Origin of the sequence: Catellatospora sp. IY07-71, from assembly GCF_018326265.1 — a bacterium.
Classification (GTDB): Bacteria; Actinomycetota; Actinomycetes; order Mycobacteriales; family Micromonosporaceae; genus Catellatospora.
On the sequence record NZ_AP023360.1, the window covers coordinates 4,336,591 to 4,359,235 of the forward strand.

At 73.2% G+C, this 22,645-nt stretch carries 18 protein-coding genes; 8 read left to right on the top strand and 10 right to left on the bottom strand.

The features are described from left to right. Positions 1–76: 76 nt before the first annotated feature. Positions 77–847, bottom strand: coding sequence for a hypothetical protein (locus CS0771_RS19445; protein ID WP_212842302.1), 771 nt, complete (start codon positions 845–847; stop codon positions 77–79). A gap of 145 nt (positions 848–992) precedes the next feature. Beyond that, the gene (gene thrS / locus CS0771_RS19450) at positions 993–2,225 is read right to left on the bottom strand and encodes a threonine--tRNA ligase (RefSeq protein ID WP_256442818.1); all 1,233 of its coding nucleotides are present in this window, start codon (positions 2,223–2,225) and stop codon (positions 993–995) included. 240 nt (positions 2,226–2,465) lie between these two features. Here thrS and CS0771_RS19455 point away from each other — a divergent pair, with 240 nt between their 5' ends. Then, positions 2,466–2,852, top strand: coding sequence for a DUF1992 domain-containing protein (locus CS0771_RS19455; RefSeq protein WP_212842304.1), 387 nt, complete (start codon positions 2,466–2,468; stop codon positions 2,850–2,852). Between the two features lie 4 nt (positions 2,853–2,856). Here the strand turns inward: CS0771_RS19455 and CS0771_RS19460 are convergent, their stop codons facing one another. The 3 genes from CS0771_RS19460 to CS0771_RS19470 form a co-directional block, all read right to left on the bottom strand. Then, entirely contained in the window at positions 2,857–4,128 is a 1,272-nt protein-coding gene (locus CS0771_RS19460) for an arginine deiminase (RefSeq protein WP_212842305.1), read from the bottom strand. 180 nt (positions 4,129–4,308) lie between these two features. Then, positions 4,309–6,006 (bottom strand): GH25 family lysozyme, encoded by a 1,698-nt coding sequence (locus tag CS0771_RS19465; RefSeq protein ID WP_212842306.1) that lies wholly within the window; start codon positions 6,004–6,006, stop codon positions 4,309–4,311. Between the two features lie 10 nt (positions 6,007–6,016). Further along, positions 6,017–7,561 (bottom strand): hypothetical protein, encoded by a 1,545-nt coding sequence (locus CS0771_RS19470; protein ID WP_212842307.1) that lies wholly within the window; start codon positions 7,559–7,561, stop codon positions 6,017–6,019. Between the two features lie 182 nt (positions 7,562–7,743). Between CS0771_RS19470 and CS0771_RS19475 the strand changes: the two genes are divergently transcribed. Continuing rightward, positions 7,744–8,070, top strand: a complete 327-nt coding sequence (locus tag CS0771_RS19475) for a plasmid stabilization protein (RefSeq protein WP_212842308.1) — start codon at positions 7,744–7,746, stop codon at positions 8,068–8,070. 35 nt (positions 8,071–8,105) lie between these two features. Here CS0771_RS19475 and CS0771_RS19480 read toward each other — a convergent pair whose 3' ends face one another. Next, entirely contained in the window at positions 8,106–8,327 is a 222-nt protein-coding gene (locus CS0771_RS19480) for a hypothetical protein (protein WP_212842309.1), read from the bottom strand. A 202-nt stretch (positions 8,328–8,529) separates the two neighbouring features. Here CS0771_RS19480 and CS0771_RS19485 point away from each other — a divergent pair, with 202 nt between their 5' ends. Both CS0771_RS19485 and CS0771_RS19490 read left to right on the top strand, forming a co-directional pair. Further along, positions 8,530–8,931, top strand: a complete 402-nt coding sequence (locus CS0771_RS19485) for a hypothetical protein (RefSeq protein WP_212842310.1) — start codon at positions 8,530–8,532, stop codon at positions 8,929–8,931. Between the two features lie 53 nt (positions 8,932–8,984). Beyond that, positions 8,985–9,224, top strand: coding sequence for a hypothetical protein (locus CS0771_RS19490; protein ID WP_212842311.1), 240 nt, complete (start codon positions 8,985–8,987; stop codon positions 9,222–9,224). 13 nt (positions 9,225–9,237) lie between these two features. Here CS0771_RS19490 and CS0771_RS19495 read toward each other — a convergent pair whose 3' ends face one another. From CS0771_RS19495 to CS0771_RS39460, 3 genes are all read right to left on the bottom strand, one after another. Next, the gene (locus CS0771_RS19495; protein WP_244870889.1) at positions 9,238–10,791 is read right to left on the bottom strand and encodes an HAD-IIIA family hydrolase; all 1,554 of its coding nucleotides are present in this window, start codon (positions 10,789–10,791) and stop codon (positions 9,238–9,240) included. Positions 10,792–10,956: 165 nt separating this feature from the next. Then, positions 10,957–11,898, bottom strand: coding sequence for a sensor histidine kinase (locus CS0771_RS19500; RefSeq protein ID WP_212842313.1), 942 nt, complete (start codon positions 11,896–11,898; stop codon positions 10,957–10,959). Positions 11,899–12,056: 158 nt separating this feature from the next. Further along, on the bottom strand, positions 12,057–13,661 hold the full coding sequence (locus CS0771_RS39460; RefSeq protein ID WP_212842314.1) for a PP2C family protein-serine/threonine phosphatase: 1,605 nt from the start codon (positions 13,659–13,661) through the stop codon (positions 12,057–12,059). Between the two features lie 88 nt (positions 13,662–13,749). On the opposite strand from CS0771_RS39460, the gene CS0771_RS19510 reads away from it, so the two are divergent. After that, positions 13,750–18,219 carry a HAMP domain-containing protein gene (locus CS0771_RS19510; RefSeq protein WP_212842315.1) on the top strand — a complete coding sequence of 1,490 codons (4,470 nt, stop codon included), beginning with the start codon at positions 13,750–13,752 and terminating at the stop codon, positions 18,217–18,219. Between the two features lie 73 nt (positions 18,220–18,292). After that, entirely contained in the window at positions 18,293–18,856 is a 564-nt protein-coding gene (locus CS0771_RS19515; RefSeq protein WP_212845920.1) for a two-component system response regulator, read from the top strand. Positions 18,857–18,905: 49 nt separating this feature from the next. Here the strand turns inward: CS0771_RS19515 and CS0771_RS19520 are convergent, their stop codons facing one another. Next, positions 18,906–21,257 (bottom strand): SpoIIE family protein phosphatase, encoded by a 2,352-nt coding sequence (locus tag CS0771_RS19520; RefSeq protein ID WP_212842316.1) that lies wholly within the window; start codon positions 21,255–21,257, stop codon positions 18,906–18,908. A gap of 146 nt (positions 21,258–21,403) precedes the next feature. Between CS0771_RS19520 and CS0771_RS19525 the strand changes: the two genes are divergently transcribed. Beyond that, the gene (locus CS0771_RS19525) at positions 21,404–21,718 is read left to right on the top strand and encodes an STAS domain-containing protein (RefSeq protein WP_203757005.1); all 315 of its coding nucleotides are present in this window, start codon (positions 21,404–21,406) and stop codon (positions 21,716–21,718) included. 101 nt (positions 21,719–21,819) lie between these two features. Then, on the top strand, positions 21,820–22,524 hold the full coding sequence (locus CS0771_RS19530) for an ATP-binding protein (RefSeq protein ID WP_212842317.1): 705 nt from the start codon (positions 21,820–21,822) through the stop codon (positions 22,522–22,524). Positions 22,525–22,645: the final 121 nt, after the last annotated feature.

Genomic DNA, 22,645 nt, shown 5'->3' on the forward strand with positions numbered 1-22,645 from the left:
CTTGAGCGCCGTTTCGCCCGAGTGCCGGGCAAGTCGGGCGATCAACGCCCACGCCCGCCGCAACCTCGCGGACGGGTCAGCAATTCCCGACCGGGATGTACGGCGGCTTGTCCTGCTCGTCGCGGTAGACGGCGGAGACCGGCGCGGTCACTGGGATCGGCGTGGTGAGCACCGCGCCCTGCGCGTGAACGGCGCCCTGTGCGTGCGCGGCGCCCTGTGCGTGCGCGGTGGCCTGTGCGTGCGCGGTGGCCTGTGCGTGGGTGGTCGCCTGGGTGGCGTCTCCGGTCGCCGTCGTGGCCGCGGTTGCGGCCACGACCGGTGCGAGCGGTGCCGGAGGCGTGGCGGCGGCCGGGACGGTGACGGGCCGCGCGATGCCGGGGGGCACGGATGCGGCGGGCCGCGCGGGGGCGACCGGAGGCATGCGGTCGAGCAGGTGGGGGGCGACGAAGTCGGCCGGGTCCGGGGTGCGCTCCAGGCGCGGGCGCGGCGCGAGCAGGCCGAAGGCGAGGCCGGTGAGGACCGGCATCACCGCGTACGAGGACGCCACGTCGGTGAAGTACACGTCGAGGCCGATGTTGAACGCGCCGCCGAGGTACAGGCCGAGGTCCCCGGCGACGGTGACGGCGGCCCAGAGCAGCCCGACGAGCACGCCCTCGGGGCCGGTGGCGGCGGGGCGCCGGTAGAGGTAGCGGATGGCGAACCCGAGCACCAGGCCGACCATCGTGGTGAGCTTGATCGACTCGTACAGCGCCTCGTGCTTGCCCTCGGCGGGCAGCAGGAGCAGCGAGATGGCGACCATACCGAGCCAGACTCCGAGCCCGTAGCCCAGCACACGCGGCGACCTCATGGGGCGTTTCCTCCTCGAAAGCGGGGTTTCTAACCCTGCTAACCGCCGGAAGCGCGCTGAGGTCGCTCCCGGCCGGAAACGCGACACGACCGCGTTAGGAAGGGCACCTTCTACTACGGAAAGCGATAAGAAGGTGCCCTTCCTTTCAGGGGTGGGTGGCGGCGGTGAGGTGGGCGAGGGCTTCGGCCTGGGGGAGGGGCGGGAGCTGGTTGCCGTCGCGGTCGCGGAGGGAGACCTCGCCGGCGGCGGCTTCGCGGGAGCCGATGACGGCGAGGTACGGGATCCTGCGCTGGGCGGCGGTGCGGATGCGCAGGCCGAGGGAGCCGTCGAGGAGGAGTTCGGCGCGCAGGCCGGCGCGGAGGGCCGCGTCGGCGAAGGCGCGGGCGGCGGGGTCCTGGGCCTCGGCGACGGGGGCCACGGCCAGCTGGACGGGGGCGTACCAGGCGGGGAAGGCGCCCTGGTGCACCTCCAGCAGGTGGGCCATCAGGCGCTCCATGCTGCCGACGATGCTGCGGTGCACCATGACCGGCCGTTTCGGGCTGCCGTCGCGGTCGGTGTACGACAGGTCGAAGCGCTCCGGCTGGGCGAAGTCCACCTGCACGGTGGCCAGGGTCCACTCGCGCCCGGCGAGATCGCGCACCTGGATGTCGATCTTCGGGCCGTAGAAGGCGGCCTCGCCCGGGACCTCCACGAACGGCACCCCGGCCGAGACGAGGGCGTCCCGCAGCAGAGCTTCGGCGCGGTCCCAGACCTCGTCCGAGCCGAGGTACCGCATGTCCGGACCGCGCAGGGAGAGCTGGAAGCCGTCGGCGCGGAAGCCGAGCGCCGGGTGGATCCGGGCGCACATGTCGAGGACGAGTGCCACCTCGGCGCCGACCTGGTCGAGCGAGCAGAACACGTGCGCGTCGTTGAGCGAGATGGCGCGCACCCGGCTCAGCCCGCCGACCACGCCGGAGCGCTCGGCGCGGTACATGCCGCCCAGCTCGGCGATGCGGACCGGCAGCTCGCGGTAGGAGCGGCCGCGTGCGCCGAACACCATCGCGTGGTGCGGGCACAGGCTGGGGCGCAGCATGAGCGCCTCGTCCGCGGGGTCGCCCGGCTCGCCCATGGCGGGGAACATGTCGTCGGCGAACTTGGCCAGGTGCCCCGACCTGGCGTACATCTGGCGTTTGGCCATCGGCGGGGAGTAGACGTGCTGGTAGCCCGCGAGGCGTTCCTGCTCGCGGACGTACTCCTCGATGGCGTGGCGGGCGGCGGCGCCGGCGGGCAGCCACAGCGGCAGCCCGGCGCCGATCATCGGGTCGGCGTGGTAGATCTCCAGCTCACGGCCGAGGCGGCGGTGGTCCTTCACGGTGTGCTCCTCACGGTGCGGCGGCACCGGGCACCCGTCGCGGGGCGGAGAACGCGCCGGCCCCGGGGCGGGTGCCCCGGGGCCGACGGTCGACTGAAAGATCAGCAGGTCAACGCGTACGAGCGCCGGGGTGTCCCGGCGTCGTCGTGGCGTTCGCGCACTGCTGCATGGCGACCACGATAACGGCTGGTCCGGGCCGTGGCGCAAGCGATTTCCGGCACCGGGGTAGATTCGGGAGCAGGCAGTCGATCTGCTGAGGAGGCGGCGGTGGCGCACGGATACGAGTCGCGGATCGACCGGCAGATCCGGGAGGCGCAGGAGCGCGGCGAGTTCGACGACCTGCCCGGCGCGGGGAAGCCGCTGGCCGGGGCGGGGGAGACGCTGCCCGAGGACTGGTGGCTGCGCGACCTGGTCAAGCGGGAGAACCTGAGCGCCGCGATCCCGGCGACCCTGCTGCTGCGCCGCGATCTGGAGGAGATGACCGAGGCGGTCGCGCGGAAGACCTCCGAGCAGGCGGTACGCGCGCACGTGGCGGAGCTGAACGCCCGCGTCGTCCGCGCGCACCGGGGCGAGCTGGCCGGGCCTACGGTGGCGCTGGCCCTGGTCGACGCCGACGAGGTGGTACGCGGCTGGAAGGCGCGCCGGGCCCGCTGACCCGCTACGGGTCGCGCAGCAGCGGGCAGGTCATGCAGTGGCCGCCGCCGCGCCCCTTGCCGATCTCGAACCCGTCGATCTCCACGACCTCGACCCCCGCGTCCCGGTACTTCCGGTTGCTGTAGACGTTCTTCGAGTACGCCACGACGACGCCGGGGGAGATCGCGACCACGTTGTTGGCGCAGTCCCACTGCTCGCGCTCCTGCTGCGCCTCGTCGCCGCCGGTGGTGACGACCCGCAGGTCCTTCTCGTGGGACAGGCCGATGGCGTGCGCGACGGCGGCCAGGAAGCTGTCCTCGGGGGTCACGTCGATGGTGCCGTCCCTGTCGCCGGGGCGGATGCTGTACGCCGTGGTGCCGTCGATGACCTTGGGGTAGACGGTGACGGTGTCCCGGTCCATGAAGGTGAACACCACGTCCAGGTGCATGAACTGGCGCTTGCGCTCCAACTGCACCGCGATGACCCGCTCGGCCGCCTCGCGCTGGAACAGCCGGTGCGCCAGCACCTCGACCATCTGCGCGGTGGTGCGCTCGCTGACGCCGATCAGGACGGTGCGGTTGCCGACCGGCATCACGTCGCCGCCCTCGATCGACGAGCGGCCGAAGGCCTGGATGTCGAACTCGTCGTGCTCGTCGTTGCCCGCGTCCGGGTACCAGAAATTGATCTTCTCCTGGCGGAACATCGGGTGGAAGCGGTAGACGGTGCCCAGGTTGACGGTCTCCAGCTGGCGGGCGGGCCAGAACATCGGGTTCAGCGAGACGCCCTCGTAGATCCAGCAGGAGGTGTCCCGGGTGAACAGGTGGTTGGGCAGCGGCGGCAGCACGAACTGGGAGCCGACCGTGGCCGCCGCGGTCAGTGAGCGCCGGGCCAGCCCGTCGTCGGCGAATCGCATCAGCTCCGCCCGGGTGACCCCGCCGGTGAGGTGCGCGGCCAGCGTCTTCGGGTCCATGGTGGCCAGCGTCTGCTGGACCGCGTCGACCATGGCCGGACCGACGGTGTACGGGCTGACGGTGTGCCCGATGACCCACTCGCGGGCCTCGGCGGTCTGCAGCGCCTCGGTGAGCAGGTCGTGCAGCAGGAAAACCTCGACGTCGCGGGCGCGCAGCTCGGCCACGAACTGGTCGTGCTCCTGCTGCGCACGCTCCACCCAGAGCACGTCGTCGAAGAGCAGGTCACCCCGGTTGGACGGGGTCAGCCGATGCAGCGCCAGATCGGGCCGGTGCACCAGCACCTTGCGCAGCCTGCCGACCTCCGAGTGGACTCCGAATCCGGTCATCGCGCGCTCCCGTCGCAGCCTCCCGCTCCCGTTGTCGCCGCAGCCCCGATGCTACGTGCGATTCGCGTCTTTCACGCCGGATCACCGCTTTGCGAAGCCTGGGACATGAGGTCGCGGGCCACAACTCAGGAGTTGTAGGTACAACCCATGTGTTGTGGCCCGCGGCGGGAGGTGTACGCGCTACGGCCGCGCGGCCGGAGCGGTGGTCGCGGCCGGGCTCGGCGACGGAGACGCGGGCGGGGCCGGGGATGCCGCGGCACCGGCGGGCGCCACGGTGGTGGGGGTGCCGCCGTAGGTGAAGGTGACGTCGGCCGTGCCGGTCAGCGTGTTGGACAGCTGCCAGACGTAGCCCGCGTCGCCGGAGGCGTCGATCGCGCCGGGCGTGAACGTCCGGTCCCCGTTCCAGTCGCCGACCAGCGGGATCGTGTACACCGCGGCGAAGCCGACCCGGATCTGGACCGGGCCGCCCGTGCTCGCGTTGGTCAGGTAGAAGTCGTGCCGCTTGCCGTCCATGTCGACGGTGCCGGCGGTGAAGGTGCGGTTGCCGTCCCAGTCGCCGACGACCGGCGTCTTGCCGCTGTCGCCGTACTCGAACGCCAGCTCGGTCTGCGGCTTGGCGAAGGCGTTGGTCAGCTTCCACTTGTGCAGCCTGCCGCCGCCCTCCACCGTGCCCGGCGTGAACGTGCCGTTGCCGTCCCAGTCGCCGACCACCGGCACGTCCGCGACGTCGCCGAAGCCGGTGTGGATGTCGGCCGGCCCGCTGCGGAACGCGTTGACCAGGTAGAAATCGCGCCGCTTGCCCTCGGCGTCGACCGTGCCGGGGGTGTACGTGCCGTTGCCGTCCCAGTCGCCCACGATCGGCGCCTTGGCCACGTCGCCGTAGGTGAAGTCCAGCGCCGGGTCCGGGGTGCCGTCCAGGCTGTTCGACAGCCGCCAGCGCCACGTGTCACCCTCCGCGCTGACCAGGCCGGGGGTCATGGTGCCGTTGCCGTCCCAGTCGCCGACCACCGGGCGCGGCAGCGGCCCGGCCGGGTTCGCGGCGAGGCTGAGCAGCTCGGCGGCGTTGCCGTTGAAGACGTTCTGGTCGCCGGGCAGCTCGCCGTGGTTGGCGTACTGCCACAGGGTCCAGCGGTCCCAGCCGGCGGGCAGCCCGCGCAGCGCGTCGGTGTAGCTGGAGATGAACAGGTAGTGGTCCCCGAAGTCGTCGTTGCGCCCGGTGCACGGGTTCCACCAGTTCGGGTTCGTGTAGATCATCGTCTTGCTGCCGGTGCGCTCGAACACCCGCCCGGTGAAGTCGCGGATGAAGCGCACCAGCTCACTCTTGGACTTGCCCCAGCAGGGGCTCGGCGCGACGTACCGGCCGCCCATCCGGTACGGCCACTCGATGTCCAGCATCGGCGGCAGAGTTCGCCCGTCGTTGCGGTACTGCGCCCGGTCGAGGAAGTAGTCCGCCTGGGTGCGCCCGCTGGACTTCTCCGGCCGGGCGAAGTGGTAGGCCCCGAACAGGATGCCGTTCTTGCGCGCGCCGCTGTGGTTGTCCTTGAACGAGGCGTCGACGTAGTGCACGCCCTCGGTCACCTTCGCGTACACGAAGCGGGCGCCCTTGTCGGCGACCTTCTCCCAGTCGATCTTCCCCTGGTGGTGCGAGACGTCGATGCCGGTGATCGGGTAACCGGACGGCGCCCCGGCGGCGGCCAGCCCGCGCGCGGTCGCCGGAGGCGCGAGCGAGGGGGGCGTGCCCGCGCCCGCCCAGCCGTCGGTGACCGGCTTGCCGTCCGGACCCAGCGGTCCGGGCGGGGCGGCCCCCGCGGGCACGGCTAGAGACAGGGCCAGCGCGGCGAGCAGGCCGGCTCGGCGGATGGTGCGCAGGCGGTTCACGTGCGGCTCCTCAGTGCTGGACGGACGGCTGGTCGAGCGGCGGGGCACCGGGCGGGGGAGCGAACGCGGGGGCGGGTGAGGCGGTGGCGGCCGGGCTGGGCACCGGCACCGGGCCGGTCGGCAGGGCGCCGACGGGGGCGGACGGGCCGGGGGAGGGCGGCAGGCTGCTCGGCGCGGGGCGCACCGGCGGGGTCGGGCTGTCGCTGGGCCGCGGCGCCGGGACCAGCACCGGCGGCGCGGGCGTGCCCGGGTACGTGAACACGGTGTCGGCGACTCCGCTGGCCAGCGCGTTGGACAGCTGCCACCGGCGGGCGGCGGGGTCGGCCACGCCGGGGGTGAAGTAGCCGTCGCCGTCCCAGTCGCCGGTGACCGGCGTCGCGTCCACCCCGCCGAAGGCGACCCGGACCTCGGTGGCCGGGTCGTCCAGGCGGTTGGTCAGGTGCCAGTCGCGGTGGTCTCCGGTGAAGTCCACGACGCCGGGGGTGAACACGCGGTCGCCGTTCCAGTCGCCGACGATGGGGGACTTGCGCACGTCGCCGTAGCCGACGTGCACGTCGTGCTCGCCGCCGGACAGCGAGTTGGCCAGATACCAGTCGCGCACGTCGCCCTCGGCGTCCACCACGCCCGGGGTGAACGTGCCGTTGCCGTCCCAGTCGCCGACCACCGGCTGCTTCTCCACGTCGCCGTAGCCGACCCGCACGTCCGGCGCGCCGCCGGTCAGCGAGTTCGACAGGTACCAGTCGTGGTGCTCGCCGGTGAGGTCGACCGTGCCGGGGGTGTAGCGCCCGTCGCCGTCCCAGTCGCCGACCAGCGGCAGCTTGCGTACGTCGCCGTAGAGGAAGTCGGCGTCCGTCGTGGCGCCGTGTGGGTCGTCGGACAGCCGCCAGCGCCAGTTCTCCCCCTCCGGCACGGCCACGCCGGGGGTGAGCCGGCCGTCGCCGTTCCAGTCCCCGGCCACCGGATACCAGACCGCCTCGGTCTCGATCACGTGCTGGTAGCGGTACGCCCGGTACCTGTCGCGGCGATAGCCGGACGAGGACCACGTGCGGTGCTGCACCGACGGCGGGGTCTGCTCGTACATCACGAAGTCGCCGCCCGGCTCGTCCACCCAGCGCTCGAACAGCACCACGTGGGAGCCGTCCCGCGGCCGTGACCGGTTGTGGTGGAGCAGCATGTCGCCGGGGCGCAGCTCGTCGAAGTCGATGCGCTCGCCGACCTGGTGCAGGTCGCCGGTCCAGTGGTTGCGGGCCAGGTCCCAGGCCATCGAGACGTAGCCGGAGCAGTCGGTGCGCCAGCCCTTGCGGAACTTCAGCTGGCTGTAGCCGACGTGCGTCTCGTGCCAGATCGCGGCCCGCGCCAGGATCTGCATCCGGGTGATCGGCCGCCCCAGGCCGGTGCCGGGCGCGGCGGCCGGCCCGTCCGGCTGCAGCGGCAGGCCCTGGGCGTCGACGCCCTGCGGGCGCGGCACGTCGACCACGTCGGCGTCGTCGGGCGCGGCCGCGGCGGGCACGCTCAGCGCGCCCGCCGCGACGGCGGCGAGCAGCCCGGTGAGCATCCGGCGCAGCCCGGGGGATGCCCCCGTGCATGATCCCCAAGCACGCATGCCGTGTTAACGGCGCGGTTCCCGATTGCGTTGCGCCTGCCAGGCGCGCCGCGCGGCGATCAATCTCGGCGTGTTCCACGTTTGCCCCCGCGTGAGCACGGGCATGCGTAGAACAGCATGAAGGGAGGCGAACCATGCCGCAGCAGGCCTGGAGCGCCAAACGTGAGCGCCAGTACAAGCACATCAAGGAGAGCGCGCAGGAGCGCGGCAAGTCCGAGGACGTCGCCGAGGAGATCGCCGCCCGCACCGTGAACAAGGAGCGGGCGCGGGCCGGCGAGGCCAAGCAGTCCAGCGCGCTGTCGAAGAAGGACATCTCCTCGGGGCGGCGGGGCGGGCTGCGCTCGCACCGCGGCGAGGGCGGCCGCACCCGCGACCAGCTCTACGAGGAGGCCAAGAAGAAGAACATCAAGGGCCGCTCGGCCATGACCAAGGCACAGCTGCAGCGCGCCGTCGACCGCTGACGCCCCGCCCTCCGGCGCCTGCCCGGACGGGCGGGTCAGGAGGGCGGCGTCGTCTCGGCGTGGGTGCGCACCGCGTCCAGCACCTCGTCCTGGGCGTACTCGCCCTCGGGCAGGGCGTCGATGCACAGCAGCAGACCGGGGCTCATGTCCTCGGCCACCGCGCGGCGGCGGATCTCGGCCACGCTGAGCCGCTCCTCGCCGATGAACAGGGCGTCCAGCCGCGTCTCCAGGTCCTCCCCGGACAGCTCGCCGGCCATGACCCACCTCCTTCCGGACGACAGCCGCAGTCGTACCCAGTGTCCTCCGGGTTCAACCGCCGCGTGGCATTACCGGCGGGCCGCGGCACGGCGGCGAGGTTTCGCCTGGTTCGCCCGGGGGAACCCGGTTGCCGACGATCGCGCCGCCACCCGGACGGCCGAAAGCCGGGCGCGCGCGGCGCCGGCGTGATGAGGTCAGGACATGGCTGACGAGGAGCCGGTCGCGGGCCTGGTGCCCGGGATCGACGATCCGGGGCCGCTCGGCGCGGTCCGGGAGGGGATGCCGGTGCGGGACAGCACCGGGGCCGAGCTGGGCACCGTGGCGGCGGTGAAGATCGGCGACGCGGACGCGGTGACCGCCGACGGCCAGCGGATGAGCGAGTCGTACGGGCTGTTCGGCCGGATCAGGCAGGAGGCGGCCGGGCCGGAGCCCGACGTCGAGGCCGAGCTCGCCGAGCTGCTGCTGCGCGAGGGGTACATAAAGATCAAGAGCCGGATGCCGCTGCGGCACGGGCGCTACGCGGGCGCGGCGCAGATCGCCGCCGTCCGCGACGGCACCGTGACGCTCAGCGTGCCCGGCGACCAGCTCGCCCGGGAGGCGTGACCGGCCTCGGCCGGACCGGCCCCGGGCGTCCGCAGTGGAGGGAGTCTGGACGGGTGGACAGGATCGCCGCGAAGTTCGTGCACGGCGCCGCCGAGATCACGCGGGAGATCGAGGTCGCCTCGGCCGCCGATCCGCCGGAGACCTATTCGATCTGGCTGCCGGTCCTCGGGCCGGACCCCGACCTGCCGGCCACGGACGATCCGTGGGAGGCCGTCTACGTGCGCGAGGTCAACCCGGCCGGGGAACCGGCCTGGATCTACCGCTTCCAGGCGCTGGTGGACCCCGAGGAGTGACGGCCCACGCCGGTCAGCCGCGGGTGAGCAGGTTCACGGCGGCGAGCACCGCCGCGGTGTCGACCTCGCCGAGACACGGGTGACCGGGCAGCTCGCAGACCACGATGCCGGTGCCGCGGCACGGCGCGTGCGGGTCGCCGAGCCGCACGTGCGGGATGGCGTAGGGACCGCGCCGCGCGTACGGCACGGTCGGCGCGAACACGCTCACCACCGGCGTGCCGACGGCTGAGGCCAGGTGCGCCGGGGCGGTGTTGCCGGTCACCAGGCAGGCCGAACCGGCCAGCAGCCGGGCCAGCCCCGCCAGGTCGGTGCGCCCGCCGAGGTCGCCCGCGAGGTCCCCGGCCACCTCGGCGGTGAGCTCCTCGTCGCCCGGCGCGCCGGTCACCACGACCTCGTGCCCGGCGTGCACCAGCGTGCGTACCGCCTCGACGGCCCACTTGCGCGGGAGGCCGCGGGCGGGCGCTCCCGCGCCCGGGTGCACGACCACCCGCCTGCCGCGCCCGCCCCCGGTGGCCAGCGTGGTGCGCAGCCGGGCGTCGTCACCCGCGGGCAGGGCATGTCCCGCCGCGGCGGCCAGGGACAGCGCCCGCAGCGGATCGGGCAGGTCGCCGGGCACCCGGTGCGCGACGTCGAGCAGGTCACCGGGGTGCTCGTCGCTGATGGCGGAGATCCGGCCGATCCCGGCGCGGCGCAGCAGCAGCGCGGTGGGCAGCGGGGACTGCCCGGCGGCGGTGAAGACGACGGCCTCGTCGAGCTGCCAGCACTGGACGGCGTCGACCAGGCTGTCCACCGCGGAGCGGCCACCGCCGGGCGTGCGCCACTCCAGCAGCCGGGTCACCCCGGGCAGCAGGCGGGCCACCCCGGCGCCGTGCGCGCCGGTGAGCAGGGACACCGAGCGGGCGTGCGCCGCGAGCGCGCGCAGTGCCGGCCCGGCGAGCAGCACGTCGCTCGCCGAGTCGGGACACACGGCCAGGATGTTGCCGGTGGCGCCCGGGGTGGGGCCGGGCCGGACCACGTGGCGGCGGTCCAGGATCCACTCGGCCGCCCCGATCAGGCTCGGCGCGCGGTGCGGCGCCGAGGCGATCTCGGCGACGCAGGTCTGCCCGGTCGGCACGAGTAGGCCGGTGGCTCCGGCGGCGGCCGCGGCCTGCAGGTCGGGGCCGATGTCGCCGATCATGACGCAGCGGTGCGCGGGCACGCCGAGGTCGCGGGCCGCGGCGGTGATGAGGCCGGGCGCGGGCTTGCGGCAGCCGCACCCGTCGGCGGGGGTGTGGCAGCACATCTGCCAGGTGTCGAACGGCCCGAGCAGCCGCTCGATGCGCTCGTTGACGGCCTCGGCCTGGGCCCGGGTGGTGTATCCGAAGCCGACCGCGGGCTGGTCGCAGACGACGCCGACGCGCAGGCCGGCCCCGCGCAGCAGGTCCAGCGCGGCGCGTACGCCGGGCATGGGCACGACCAGGTCGGGGTCGTCGATGCGGGGCACCTCGCGGATCAGCGTGTTGTCCCGGTCGAACAGCACCGCGTCGAACAGCCCGCGGGGCCCGTGGATGATCTCCTGCTTGGCCACCCGGCCGGGGTACCCTGTCCGTCTTTTCGCAAACATCAGGATTCTCCTGGTCGCTCCATGGCGGAATCCGGGCTCGTACTACCCAGCTACCTAGGACGCCTCAGGGGTGGTGGGGCTGGTCACCGTGCACGGCCAGGCACAGGCCTCCGCCGGTGGGGCAGGGCGTCAGGCGTTGATGCCCAGGCGCACGGTGCAGCCGCCGCCGTCGCCGTTGACCGTCAGGTCGTCGCTCATCTGGCGGGCCAGCCACAGCCCCATCCCGCCGGTGCCGACCGCCCGATCCGTGGGCACGTAACCGCTGTACGGGTCGAAGCACGGCCCCTCGTCGCGCACCGAGCACAGCGCCCGCCCGCCGCCGGACCACAGCCGTACGCGTACCGGCGCGCTGCCGTGCAGCATCGCGTTGGTGGCGATCTCGCTGATCGCCAGGACGAAACCCTGCACCGCGTGCAGCGGCAGGCCGTCGCCGGTCAGCGCGTGCTCGACGGCGGCGCGCAGCGCGGCCAGATCGCCCGGGTCGCGCAGGTCCAGCCGCGGCCGCTCGTGCTCCAGCGGGTCCGGCCACCGCATGGCCGCCTCGCCGAGCAGCTCCGACGGCTCCGTGTAACCGGCGCTGCGCACCCGGTCGCCGTCCTTGAGCAGGTAGCGGTGGCTGCTCTCGCCGGCGCGCACGATGTCGCCGGGCAGCCGCCGCGCGTCGTAGAGGCACAGGTTCCAGACGGGGTGCGCTCCCAGCGCCCGGTTGAACGCGGCGTCGAAGCGGGCCCACTCCCACTGGGCGCTGCGCCGCGTCCCGAAGTCGATCTCGTTGACCACGCGCACGCGGGCGGCGCCGCGCTGCTGGTGGCGCTCGATGAGGTCGCGGTACGCGGCCAGGGCCGTGACGGAGCCGCCGTACACCTCGGCGGCGGGCAGCTCCACCAGGCCGTCGTCGCCGCCGCCGAGCGCGTCCCGCAGCCGGGCGGCGTTGTCGGGCCGGCACAGCAGCACGACGGTGTCCCCGGCGGCCACACCCTCGCGTACGAACGGCACGATCGTGCGCAGCAACTGCCCGGCGTCGTGGTACTGCAGCGCGTCGTGGCGGAACGGGCTCCCGTCGGCGGTCACGCCGGCGCCCTCCTCACGGCCCGTCGCCCGGGCCGCCCCACCAGCGTCGATGCGTTCACGCTGGGTCCTTTCCGGCCTTGCGGTCCAGGAGCGACCTTCCTGGCCGCAGCACCATGCTAATCCGCGGCGGATGGGCGGCGCAGCGCCGTGGCGCGCGGTCAGGACGTCATGTCGTTGCGTACCGCCATGATGGCCATGTCGTCGCGGGGCTGGTCGGCGGAGAACTCCACCGCCGCGGTGCGCAGGCGGGCCGCGATCACGTCCGCCGGGTGCCCGGCCAGGTAGGTGAGCCGCTGCGCCAGCCGCTGGGTGCCGAAGAACTCCTGCCCGTTGCGGCGCTCGGTGACGCCGTCGGTGAAGAACACCAGCGTCTCGCCGGGGTGCAGCACGAGCCGGGCGGGCTGGCAGGTGACGGGGGAGACCAGCCCGAGCGCGGTGCCCCAGCGCCCGGCCGAGGAGACCCGGCCGTCGGCGTGCAGCACCAGCGGCCGGTCGTGGCCGGCCAGGTACAGGGTGACCTCGACGTCGGGCCCGGGGCCGCGGGTGTCGACCGCGGCCAGCGCGAGCGTGCAGTAGCGCTCGGAACGCTCGCTGAGCGTCTCGTTGAGCGTGGCGAGCACCGAGGGCAGCGGCCGGCCGTCCTTGACCAGCACCCGGATCACCTCGCGGATGAGCCCGGTCACCGCGGCGGCGGGCACGCCCTTGCCGGACACGTCGCCGACGACGAGCAGCCAGCGGCCGTCCGGCATGGGCATGAGGTCGTACAGGTCGCCGCCGACCTCGACGCCGCGCCCGGCGGGGGCGTACTCGGCGCCGATGCCCAGCCCGGGGATCATGGGCAGTTTCGCGGGCAGCAGCGCCTGCTGGAGGGTGTGCGAGACGGTCAGCCGCTCCTCGTGGATGCGCGCGTTGTCCATGGCCAGGGCGCAGCGCCGGGCGACCTCCTCGGCGACGGGGATCTCGTCGGGGTCGCGCGGGGAGTCCATGTCGCGGCCGATGCTGAGCACGCCGAGCCAGACGCCGCGGGCGAACAGGGGCACGGCGATCCCGGACAGGTTGTTCGGCAGCGGGACGTTCTTTCCGGTCAGCAGGGCCTCGGCGGGGGCGGGGGCCTGCAGCGCGCGGGTGAGGTCCGCGGTGATCGAGTCCAGCCACGGCGTCATCGCCTCGTCGGCGTGCGCCGCGGCGGCGGGCTCCAGCCGCCGGCCGGGGGTGGCCCGGTGCAGCGTGCACCAGGTGCCCAGGCGGGGCACCACCAGGCGGGGGATCAGCGCGAGGGTGAGGGTCAGGTCGAGGGACTGCGCGAGCAGCTCGCTGACCTCGGCCAGGAACGCCAGCGACGTCTGCCGGCGGCGGTCGCTCTCGCGCAGCCGCTGGCGCTCCAGCAGCAGGCCGATCCGCTGGGCGACGAGCCGGGTCAGGGTGTGCGCGGCGGGCGTGTCGGGCGCGCTGACCAGCAGCTCGGCCGACCAGGGCAGGCTCACCGGCAGGGGCACGCGGCGCGCCGCGGAGGTGCGCCGCAGCGGTTTGCCGCTGGTGCCGAGCAGCTGGTGTCCGTGGCCGTCGGCGTGGTCCACCCAGACGCTGCACCCGTGCGCGCCGATGGCGTCACCGAGCGTACGCAGCAGCTGCCCGGTGAAGCCGTGCAGCGTCCCGGTCTCGTCGGTGGCCGGATCGACGTCGAGCAGGGCGTCGACGGCGGCCAGGGGATCGGCCGTGGGCTCGGCGGGGGTCGGGCGGTCATCCAGAGCACGGTTGGGCACGGTAGTAGTCTCCGCCGTTCAGGGCGTGGTTTCCACCCGGTGACTCGCTTCCGGGCGTCGATCGGACGATGATGAAGCGTGCGCCGCGATGGGCGACGCGGCACGCGGGCCACTGGCGCGGGTGGTCCGGCGAGGGGAGTGGATCCGGGTGACGGCGAATCGAGCAGCGGCACAGCGCGTGAAGGAACCCGACTCCGACGCCCAGTGGCATGAGGTGGCGGCGGCGTTGCGCGCGGTGCGGGCGGGCGATTTCAAGGTGCGCCTGCCCCGCTCCTCGGGCCTGGCCGGTGAGGTCGCGGACGCCTTCAACGAGGTCGTCATGATGCAGGAGCAGCGCAACCGCGAGTTCCTGCGCATCTCCCGGGTGGTGGGCCGGGAGGGCCGGGTCACCGAGCGCCTGGACGAGGAGGCGTACGAGGGCGCCTGGGCCGACGGCGTACGGGCCGTGAACAGCCTGATGGACGACCTGGGCCGCCCCACGGCGGAGATCGCGCGCGTGATCGTGGCGGTGGCCGAGGGCGACCTGACGCAGCACATGGCGCTGGACATCGACGGGCGGCCGCTGCGCGGCGAGTTCCTCACCATCGGCCGCACCGTGAACCGGATGGTGGACCAGCTCAGCTCGTTCGCCGACGAGGTGACGCGCGTGTCGCGCGAGGTCGGGACGGAGGGCAAGCTGGGCGGCCAGGCCGACGTGCGGGGTGTGGCGGGCACCTGGCGCGACCTGACCGACAACGTGAACTTCATGGCGTCGAACCTGACCGCGCAGGTCCGCTCGATCTCGCAGGTGACCACGGCGATCGCGCAGGGTGACCTGTCGCAGAAGATCGCGATCTCGGCGCAGGGCGAGGTGGCCGACCTGGCCGACACCATCAACTCGCTGACCGACACGCTGCGGGTGTTCGCCGAGCAGGTGACCCGGGTGGCGCGCGAGGTGGGCACCGAGGGCAAGCTGGGCGGCCAGGCCGAGGTGCCGAACGTGGCCGGCACCTGGAAGGACCTCACCGACGCGGTGAACTACATGGCGTCGAACCTGACGGCGCAGGTGCGTAACATCGCGCAGGTCGCGACGGCGGTGGCGCGCGGGGACCTGTCGCAGAAGATCGCGGTGGCGGCGCAGGGCGAGATCCTGGAGCTGAAGGACACCGTCAACACGATGGTGGATCAGCTCAGTTCGTTCGCCGACGAGGTGACGCGGGTGGCGCGCGAGGTGGGTTCGGAGGGCAAGCTCGGCGGTCAGGCGCAGGTGGCCGGCGTGTCCGGCACCTGGCGGGACCTGACCGAGAACGTGAACCAGCTCGCGGGCAACCTGACCGCGCAGGTCCGTAACATCGCGCAGGTCACCACGGCGGTGGCCCGGGGCGACCTGTCGCAGAAGATCACCGTCGACGCCCGGGGCGAGATCCTGGAGCTGAAGAGCACCGTCAACACGATGGTGGATCAGCTCAGTTCGTTCGCCGACGAGGTGACGCGCGTGGCGCGCGAGGTGGGTTCGGAGGGCAAGCTCGGCGGTCAGGCGCAGGTGGCCGGCGTGTCCGGCACCTGGCGGGACCTGACCGAGAACGTGAACCAGCTCGCGGGCAACCTGACCGCGCAGGTCCGTAACATCGCGCAGGTCACCACGGCGGTGGCGCAGGGCGACCTGTCGCAGAAGATCACCGTCGACGCCCGGGGCGAGATCCTGGAGCTGAAGAGCACCGTCAACACGATGGTGGATCAGCTCAGTTCGTTCGCCGACGAGGTGACGCGCGTGGCGCGCGAGGTGGGTTCGGAGGGCAAGCTCGGCGGTCAGGCGCAGGTGCGCGGCGTGTCCGGCACCTGGCGGGACCTGACCGACAACGTGAACGTCATGGCGGGCAACCTGACGGCGCAGGTGCGTAACATCGCGCAGGTCGCGACGGCGGTGGCGCGCGGCGACCTGTCGCAGAAGATCGCGGTGGCGGCGCAGGGCGAGATCCTGGAGCTGAAGGACACCGTCAACACGATGGTGGACCAGCTGTCGTCGTTCGCCGACGAGGTGACGCGTGTGGCGCGCGAGGTGGGTTCGGAGGGCAAGCTCGGCGGTCAGGCGCAGGTGCCCGCGGTCGCCGGCACCTGGCGCGACCTGACCGACAACGTGAACTTCATGGCGTCCAACCTGACCGGTCAGGTGCGTAACATCGCGCAGGTCACCACGGCCGTGGCCAAGGGCGACCTGAGCCAGAAGATCACGGTCGACGCGCACGGCGAGATCCTGGAGCTGAAGAACACCGTCAACACGATGGTGGATCAGCTGTCCTCGTTCGCCGACGAGGTCACGCGTGTGGCGCGCGAGGTGGGTTCGGAGGGCAAGCTCGGCGGTCAGGCGCAGGTGCGCGGCGTGTCCGGCACCTGGCGGGACCTGACCGAGAACGTGAACCAGCTCGCCTCGACGCTGACCATCCAGCTGCGCGCCATCGCGCAGGTGTCCACGGCGGTGACCCGCGGCGACCTGACCCAGCGGATCTCGGTCGAGGCGCTGGGCGAGGTGGCCGAGCTGAAGGACAACATCAACCAGATGATCGTCACCCTGCGCGACACCACGAAGAAGAACGCCGAGCAGGGCTGGCTGGACTCCAACCTGGCCCGCGCCGGTGAGCTGCTGCAGGGTCAGCGGGACCTGGAGCAGGTCTGCCGCATGATCATGTCGGATGTGACGCCGCTGATCGACGCGCAGCTGGGCGCGTTCTTCCTCGGCGAGCCGGACGGCGAGGAGATCCGGCTGCAGCTGGCCGCCGCGTACGGGTACGCCGGGGGCGGCACCGAGACCGGCTACGCGGCGGGGGAGGGGCTGGTCGGCCAGGCCGCGGTGGACCGACGCACCATCCGGGTGGGTGCCGGGCGGACCCGGATGACGGTGCGCTCGGGCATCGCCGACACGAAGGTGTCCGACCTGATCGTGGTGCCGATCGTGTTCGAGGGCGAGTCGCTGGGCGTCATCGAGTTCGGCAGCGTCGGCACGTTCTCCGAGCTGCACCTGGACTTCGTGGACCGGCTGGCGGGCACGCTGGGCATCGCGCTCAACACGATCCTGGCCAACCGCCGCACCGAGGAGCTGCTGGCCCAGTCTCAGCGGCTGGCGCAGGAGCTGCGCGACCGGTCGGTGGAGCTGCAGCGCACCAACAACGAGCTGGAGGAGAAGGCCGCCCAGCTGTCGGAGCAGAACCGCAACATCGAGATCAAGAACCGGGAGATCGAGCTGGCCCGGCTCGGCCTGGAGGACAAGGCCCGGCAGCTGTCGGCGGCCTCGCAGTACAAGTCAGAGTTCCTGGCGAACATGAGCCACGAGCTGCGTACGCCGCTGAACTCGCTGCTGCTGCTGTCGCGGCTGCTGGCCGACAACCCGGAGGCCAACCTCACCCCGAAGCAGATCGACTTCGCGCGCACCATCCACAGCGCCGGGTCGGACCTGCTGGCGCTGATCGACGACATCCTGGACCTGTCGAAGATCGAGGCGGGCCGGATGGATGTCGAGCCCGGCGAGGTGCGCTTCGCCGACATCTGCGAGTACGTGGAGCAGGCGTTCCGGCCGCAGACCGAGGAGAAGGGGCTGGACCTGCAGGTCAGCCTGTCCGAGGCGCTGCCCGCCGGCATGATCACCGACTCGCAGCGGCTCCAGCAGATCCTGCGCAACCTGCTGTCCAACGCGGTGAAGTTCACCGACACCGGCACGGTGCACCTGGAGATCGGGCCCGCCCCGGCGGACCTGGTGTTCGAGGAGGCGTCGCTGAGCCAGGCGGGCGAGGTGGTGATGTTCGGCGTGCACGACACCGGCATCGGCATCTCCGCGAGCAAGCTGGCGCTGATCTTCGACGAGTTCCAGCAGGCCGACGGCACGACCAGCCGCAAGTACGGCGGCACCGGCCTGGGCCTGTCGATCAGCCGGGAGCTGGCCCGCCTGCTGGGCGGCACGATCACGGTCACCTCGGCGCCGGGCCAGGGTTCGACGTTCACGCTGTACCTGCCGGGCATGCTGACCGGCCCGACGGCCGCGCCGCTGCTGCCCGCGCTGCCGCCGCCGGTGCCGATCGCCGGGGGGCCGATCGGGGCGGTCCCGGTCGGGCCGACGGCGCAGCCGGTGTACGCGACGCCGAGCTCGCGGCCGATCATCAGCCGGGCGTCCAGCGACGTGGTCAGCGACGACGTCGCGGCCACCCTGGACGGGGCCCGGGTGCTGATCGTCGACGACGACGTGCGCAACGTGTTCGCCCTGGCCAGCGCCCTGGAGCACCACGGCATGCAGGTGCTGTACGCCGACAACGGCAACGACGGCATCCAGCTGCTGGCCGAGCACCCGGACATCGACATCGTGCTGATGGACGCGATGATGCCGGAGCAGGACGGCTATGAGACGACCCGGATCATCCGCCGTAACCCGCACCTGACGGCGCTGCCGGTGGTCTTCCTGACCGCCAAGGCGATGCCGGGCGACCGCGAGGTCGCACTGGGCGCGGGGGCCAGTGACTACATCACCAAACCGGTGGACCTCGACGAGCTGCTGCGCCTGATGGCGCGCTGGGTGGGGCAGGAGGGCGCATGAGCGAGCGAATCAGGGTGGTCGGGTCGGCTCAGGCGGCCGCGGAGCGCAGCGGAGCGGGCGCGTGAGCGAGGAGATGGTCTTCGCGGCGGCGAAGGTGCTGCTGGTCGACGACCGGCAGGACAACCTGGTCGCGCTGGAGGCGATGCTGCAGGGGCTGCCGGTGGAGCCGGTGGCGGTCAGCAGCGGCGAGGCGGCGCTGAAGCGGCTGCTGGTGGACGACTTCGCGGTGATCCTGATGGACGCGCAGATGCCGGGCCTGGACGGGTTCGAGACGGCCGGGCACATCAAGCGCCGCGAGCGCACCCGGCACATCCCGATCATCTTCCTGACCGCGGCGGACCGGGACGCGCGGCTGGCGCTGCGCGGCTACGCGGCGGGCGCGGTGGACTATCTGACCAAGCCGTTCGACCCCTGGGTGCTGCGGGCGAAGGTGGCCATCTTCGTCGACCTGTGGGTCAAGACGCAGCAGCTGCGCCATCAGGCGCAGCAGTGGGCGCGGCTGGCCGGGGCGGCGCGGGAGGCGGTGCGGCTGCTCGACGAGCCGCACCTGGGCCCCCAGGCGGCACAGGCGCGGGAACAGCTGCGGGCCGCGCTGCCGCTGGAGCCCGAGCCGGCCACGCTCCGCCACCTGCGCTAGCTTCTCGTGATCGAAGGCTCCCGCCGGGCCGTCCCGGCGGGAGCCTCGCTCAGGAGGCGGGTGGCACGTCGAGGATGAGCAGACACGCCTCGTCGTCGCGTTCGGGTGGGGTGAGCTGCCACAGCTCCTGGGTGCCGCCCGTGCGGTGGGCGGCGGCGACCCGCTTGCCGAAGTCGGCCAGCGGGTCGCGCTTGCGCTTGTGCAGCACGCCGTCGGTGAACGAGACGAAGGTGTCACCGGGCCGCAGGTGCAGCGTGTGGGTGTCGAAGCGCTGGCCTTCGAGCAGGCCGAGCAGCGGACCCGCCGGGTCGTCGACGACGCTCGCGGCGCCGTCGCGCACCAGCAGCGGCTGCAGGTGCCCGGCCGAGGCCCAGTGCAGGATGCCGTCGGCCGGCTGGTAGTGGCCGATGAGCAGGCTTGCCAGCGGCCCGTCCGGCGCCTGCATGATCATGCCGTTGACGATGCGGAGGATCTCCGCCGGTGCGGTGCCGGCCGCGCCGAGCGTCACCACGGGGAAGCGCAGCCGGACCACCGCCGCTGCGGCGACCAGGCCCGTGCCGAACGCGTCGCCGATGACGAACAGCAGCGAGCCGTCGTCGAGGCGCTCGGCGTCGCAGAAGTCGCCGCGCAGCTGCGTACGCGGGGACGTGGCGGCGTAGTGGCGGCCGGTGACCCGGGCGCCGGGCACCTCCAGCTCCAGGTCGCGGCCGGGGTAGAGGAGGCGGGTCAGGTTCGCGGTGAGCGACTGCTCGGCGGCGAGCTGGATCTGCCGGGACGCGGCGACGGTCTCGCTGCGCATGGAGCGGTCCTCGGCGGCGTACTTCTCGCTGACGTCGTGCAGCACCAGGCGCAGCAGCCGGACCTCGCCGTCGGTGAGGTCGGCCTCGGCGAACACGCGCACCGGGGTGGGCCCGTTAGGGGTGTTCAGGCGCAGGTCGGCCAGGTCGGGGCGGCCCTTGGCGAGCCCGGCGCGCAGCTCGCGGAACAGGCCGCGGTCGGCCGCGGCGAAGAACCCGGCGAACTTGTCCAGCGTGGTGGGCCCGTGCGCGGGGTCGCGCCCGACGAGGCCGTACAGGCCGGGGGACCAGACCGCGTCCCCGGCGCGCAGGTCCCACTCGGCCCAGCCGGAGCGGCTCAGCGTCTCCAGCCGGCCGAGGCGCTCGTCGTTGCTGACCGCGTCGTCGATGCGCTCCCAGGAGGCGAGCAGGCCGTCGCCGAGCCGGGCGGCGCGGCGGTTGAGGATGACCCGCCGCGGCTTGCCGTTGACGAACGCGTCCTCGGCGACGCCGACCCGGGCGAACGGGGCGTCCTGCGCCAGCACCCGGACGTAGGCGTCGAACACGCCGTTGACCCGCAGGGTGGGGTAGACGTCGAGCAGGCGGCGGCCCACGGTGTCGCCGTCGGACTGGCGTACGCCCCGGTTGGCGGCGGTGATGGTGAAGTCGGTGACGGCGCCGTGCTCGTCGTGGACGGGAGCGAGCAGGTGGCTGTGCCCGCCGGCGACGTCGAGGGCGGTGGCGAGCCAGACCGGGATGCCGGCGACGCCGGTGCCTGCGGTCGCGTCGTCCCACAGCCGGCGCAGCGCCCGCCCGGCCGCGACGGCCAGCCGGTCCAGGTAGGCGCGGTCGGTGTCGGTGAACTCGCGCGGCTCGCCCCACAGCAGGGCGAGCGCGCCGACGGTGTGTTCACCTGCGGTCAGCGGGTACACCACGCGCATGGCGCCCGGTCCGATGAGGACGAAGTCGTGCGGGTCCCGGACGTCGAGCAGCAGGGGCCGGCCGGTGCGCAGCGCGGTGCCGACCATGGTGTTGAGGGAGCTGGGGGAGCGGCGCCATTCCCCGGCGACCCGGGCGGGCCAGCCGTGGCTGGCGATGAGGCGGACCGTGCCGTCGGTCTCGGCGGCGAACACGGCGGCCACGCCGCCGGGCGGGTCCTCCAGCCCGACCTCGACCAGCACCTCGACCAGGGAGGACAGGTCGGTGGCGGCGTCCATGGCGGCCGTGCAGCGGCGCAGCAGGCGCGACCTGGGCTGTGGCAGCGGCCGTGCCGGGTCGTGGTCGAGGCCGGCGGCGGTGCGCAGCTCCACGGCGGCCGTCGGGGTCAGCGTCAGCTCCGGCGGGGTCGCCGGATCCTGGCCCGGCACGGTGTCGGGCACGGTGGCGCCGACGAGGTCGGCGGCCAGGTCGACCACGCTGATGTTCTGCCGCTGCGACATCACGGACAGGTGCTTGAACGCGGTCTCCGGATCGCAGCCCAGCCGCTCCGCGAGCAGGCCCTTGGCCTGGTCGATGAGGCCGCGGGTGCGCATCGCCCGGCGCAGCCCCGACAGCTCCGACTCCAGGCGCTGTACGCGCGCGACCCAGTCCGCGTCCCCGGGCCGCTGTTCGGCGTGCCGTGCCATGATTCGTACTCTGCCCATCGTCTCGAGCGCCGAAACGGAGATCACACTATTGTCCGGTAGGGCGGCGCCCACAAGGTGGGCGGGTGTGCGAAACGCGCCGAGCGTGCGTTAATGGAACTGTTCTCGGGTCGTGGAGGGATAGCCGGATGAACCGAGGTTTCGGTGTCGAGCGGGTGGTGGACGCCGACCGCCTCGTGGTCAAGGTGCGGGGCGAGATCGACCTGATGACCGCGGGCACGCTGCGCGACGAGCTCGTCGACGCGGTGAAGCAGTCGCCGGAGGTGATGGTCGACCTGTCGGAGGTCGGCTTCCTCGACTCGACCGGAGTGCGGTCGCTGTTCGACGCCTACCGTGCCGCCGGTGAGCTCGGGCACCGCTTCTACGTCTCCGGCGCCCGGCAGTGGGTCGCGAAGGTGCTGGATGTCACAGGGGTCGGCAAGCTGCTGGCCCCGCCCGGCTGAGGCCCGGCCGAAATTCCGTCCGAACCGAAAATTTCGTGGGCGCAGGCGTGGCCGCCGTCCCGGAAGGGCACTTGGAGCTTATGTCCATGCTGGTGTGCCACGTGCGACGGCAACAGCCGTACGCGGTGATCGCGATGGCGGGCACCCTCGACAAGGATTCGCTGATCCAGGCCGGGGTGACCCTGGCCGACTGCCTGGCCGACCAGCCGGAGGCGGTGGTGCTGGACCTGAGCGACGCCCGGTGCGCCGACGACCGGCTGCCGGGCTGGCTGCACCGCGCGGCGGTGGGTGCGATCCGCTGGCCGGGGGCGCCGATCATCGTGGCCGCGCCGCCCTGCCCGGTGCCGGACGGCCAGGACGGCATCGCCGTGTACGACGACCTGGCCGAGGCGGAGAAGGCGGCCGCGGTCCTGCCGGTGAGCCCGCGCCGGTCGGTGACGCTGCCGCCGACCGCGGCGAGCTGCGCCCGGGCCCGTGACCTGGCGCAGCGGGCGTGCACCGCGTTCGGGCTGCCCCGGCTGGGGCAGCTGACGCAGTTGCTGGCCTCGGAGCTGACGGCCAACGCGGTCACCCACGCGCGGACCGAGATGGAGCTGACGCTGCGCCGCTCCGGCGAGTCCGTGATCGTGGCGGTGCGCGACGGTGACCCCCGCCTGCCGCACGAGGCGGGCCCGGAGGACCGTGGCGCCGGGCTGGAGCTGGTGTCGGCGATGGCCACGGACTGGGGCAGCCTGCTGACCAGCGCCGGCAAGGTGGTCTGGGCGCGGGCCGCGGTCGACAGACCGGTGCGTGCCGCGGACCTCTGAACAGGGGAGTTCGACGTAGACTGGGGGTGCCGCTCCGGCGGCGATGCCGCGACCTGAGCTCCGGTTCGGGGCTGCGGCGGGCGCTCCAGCAGCAGGGCGCCGACCAGCCAGGACATGCCTG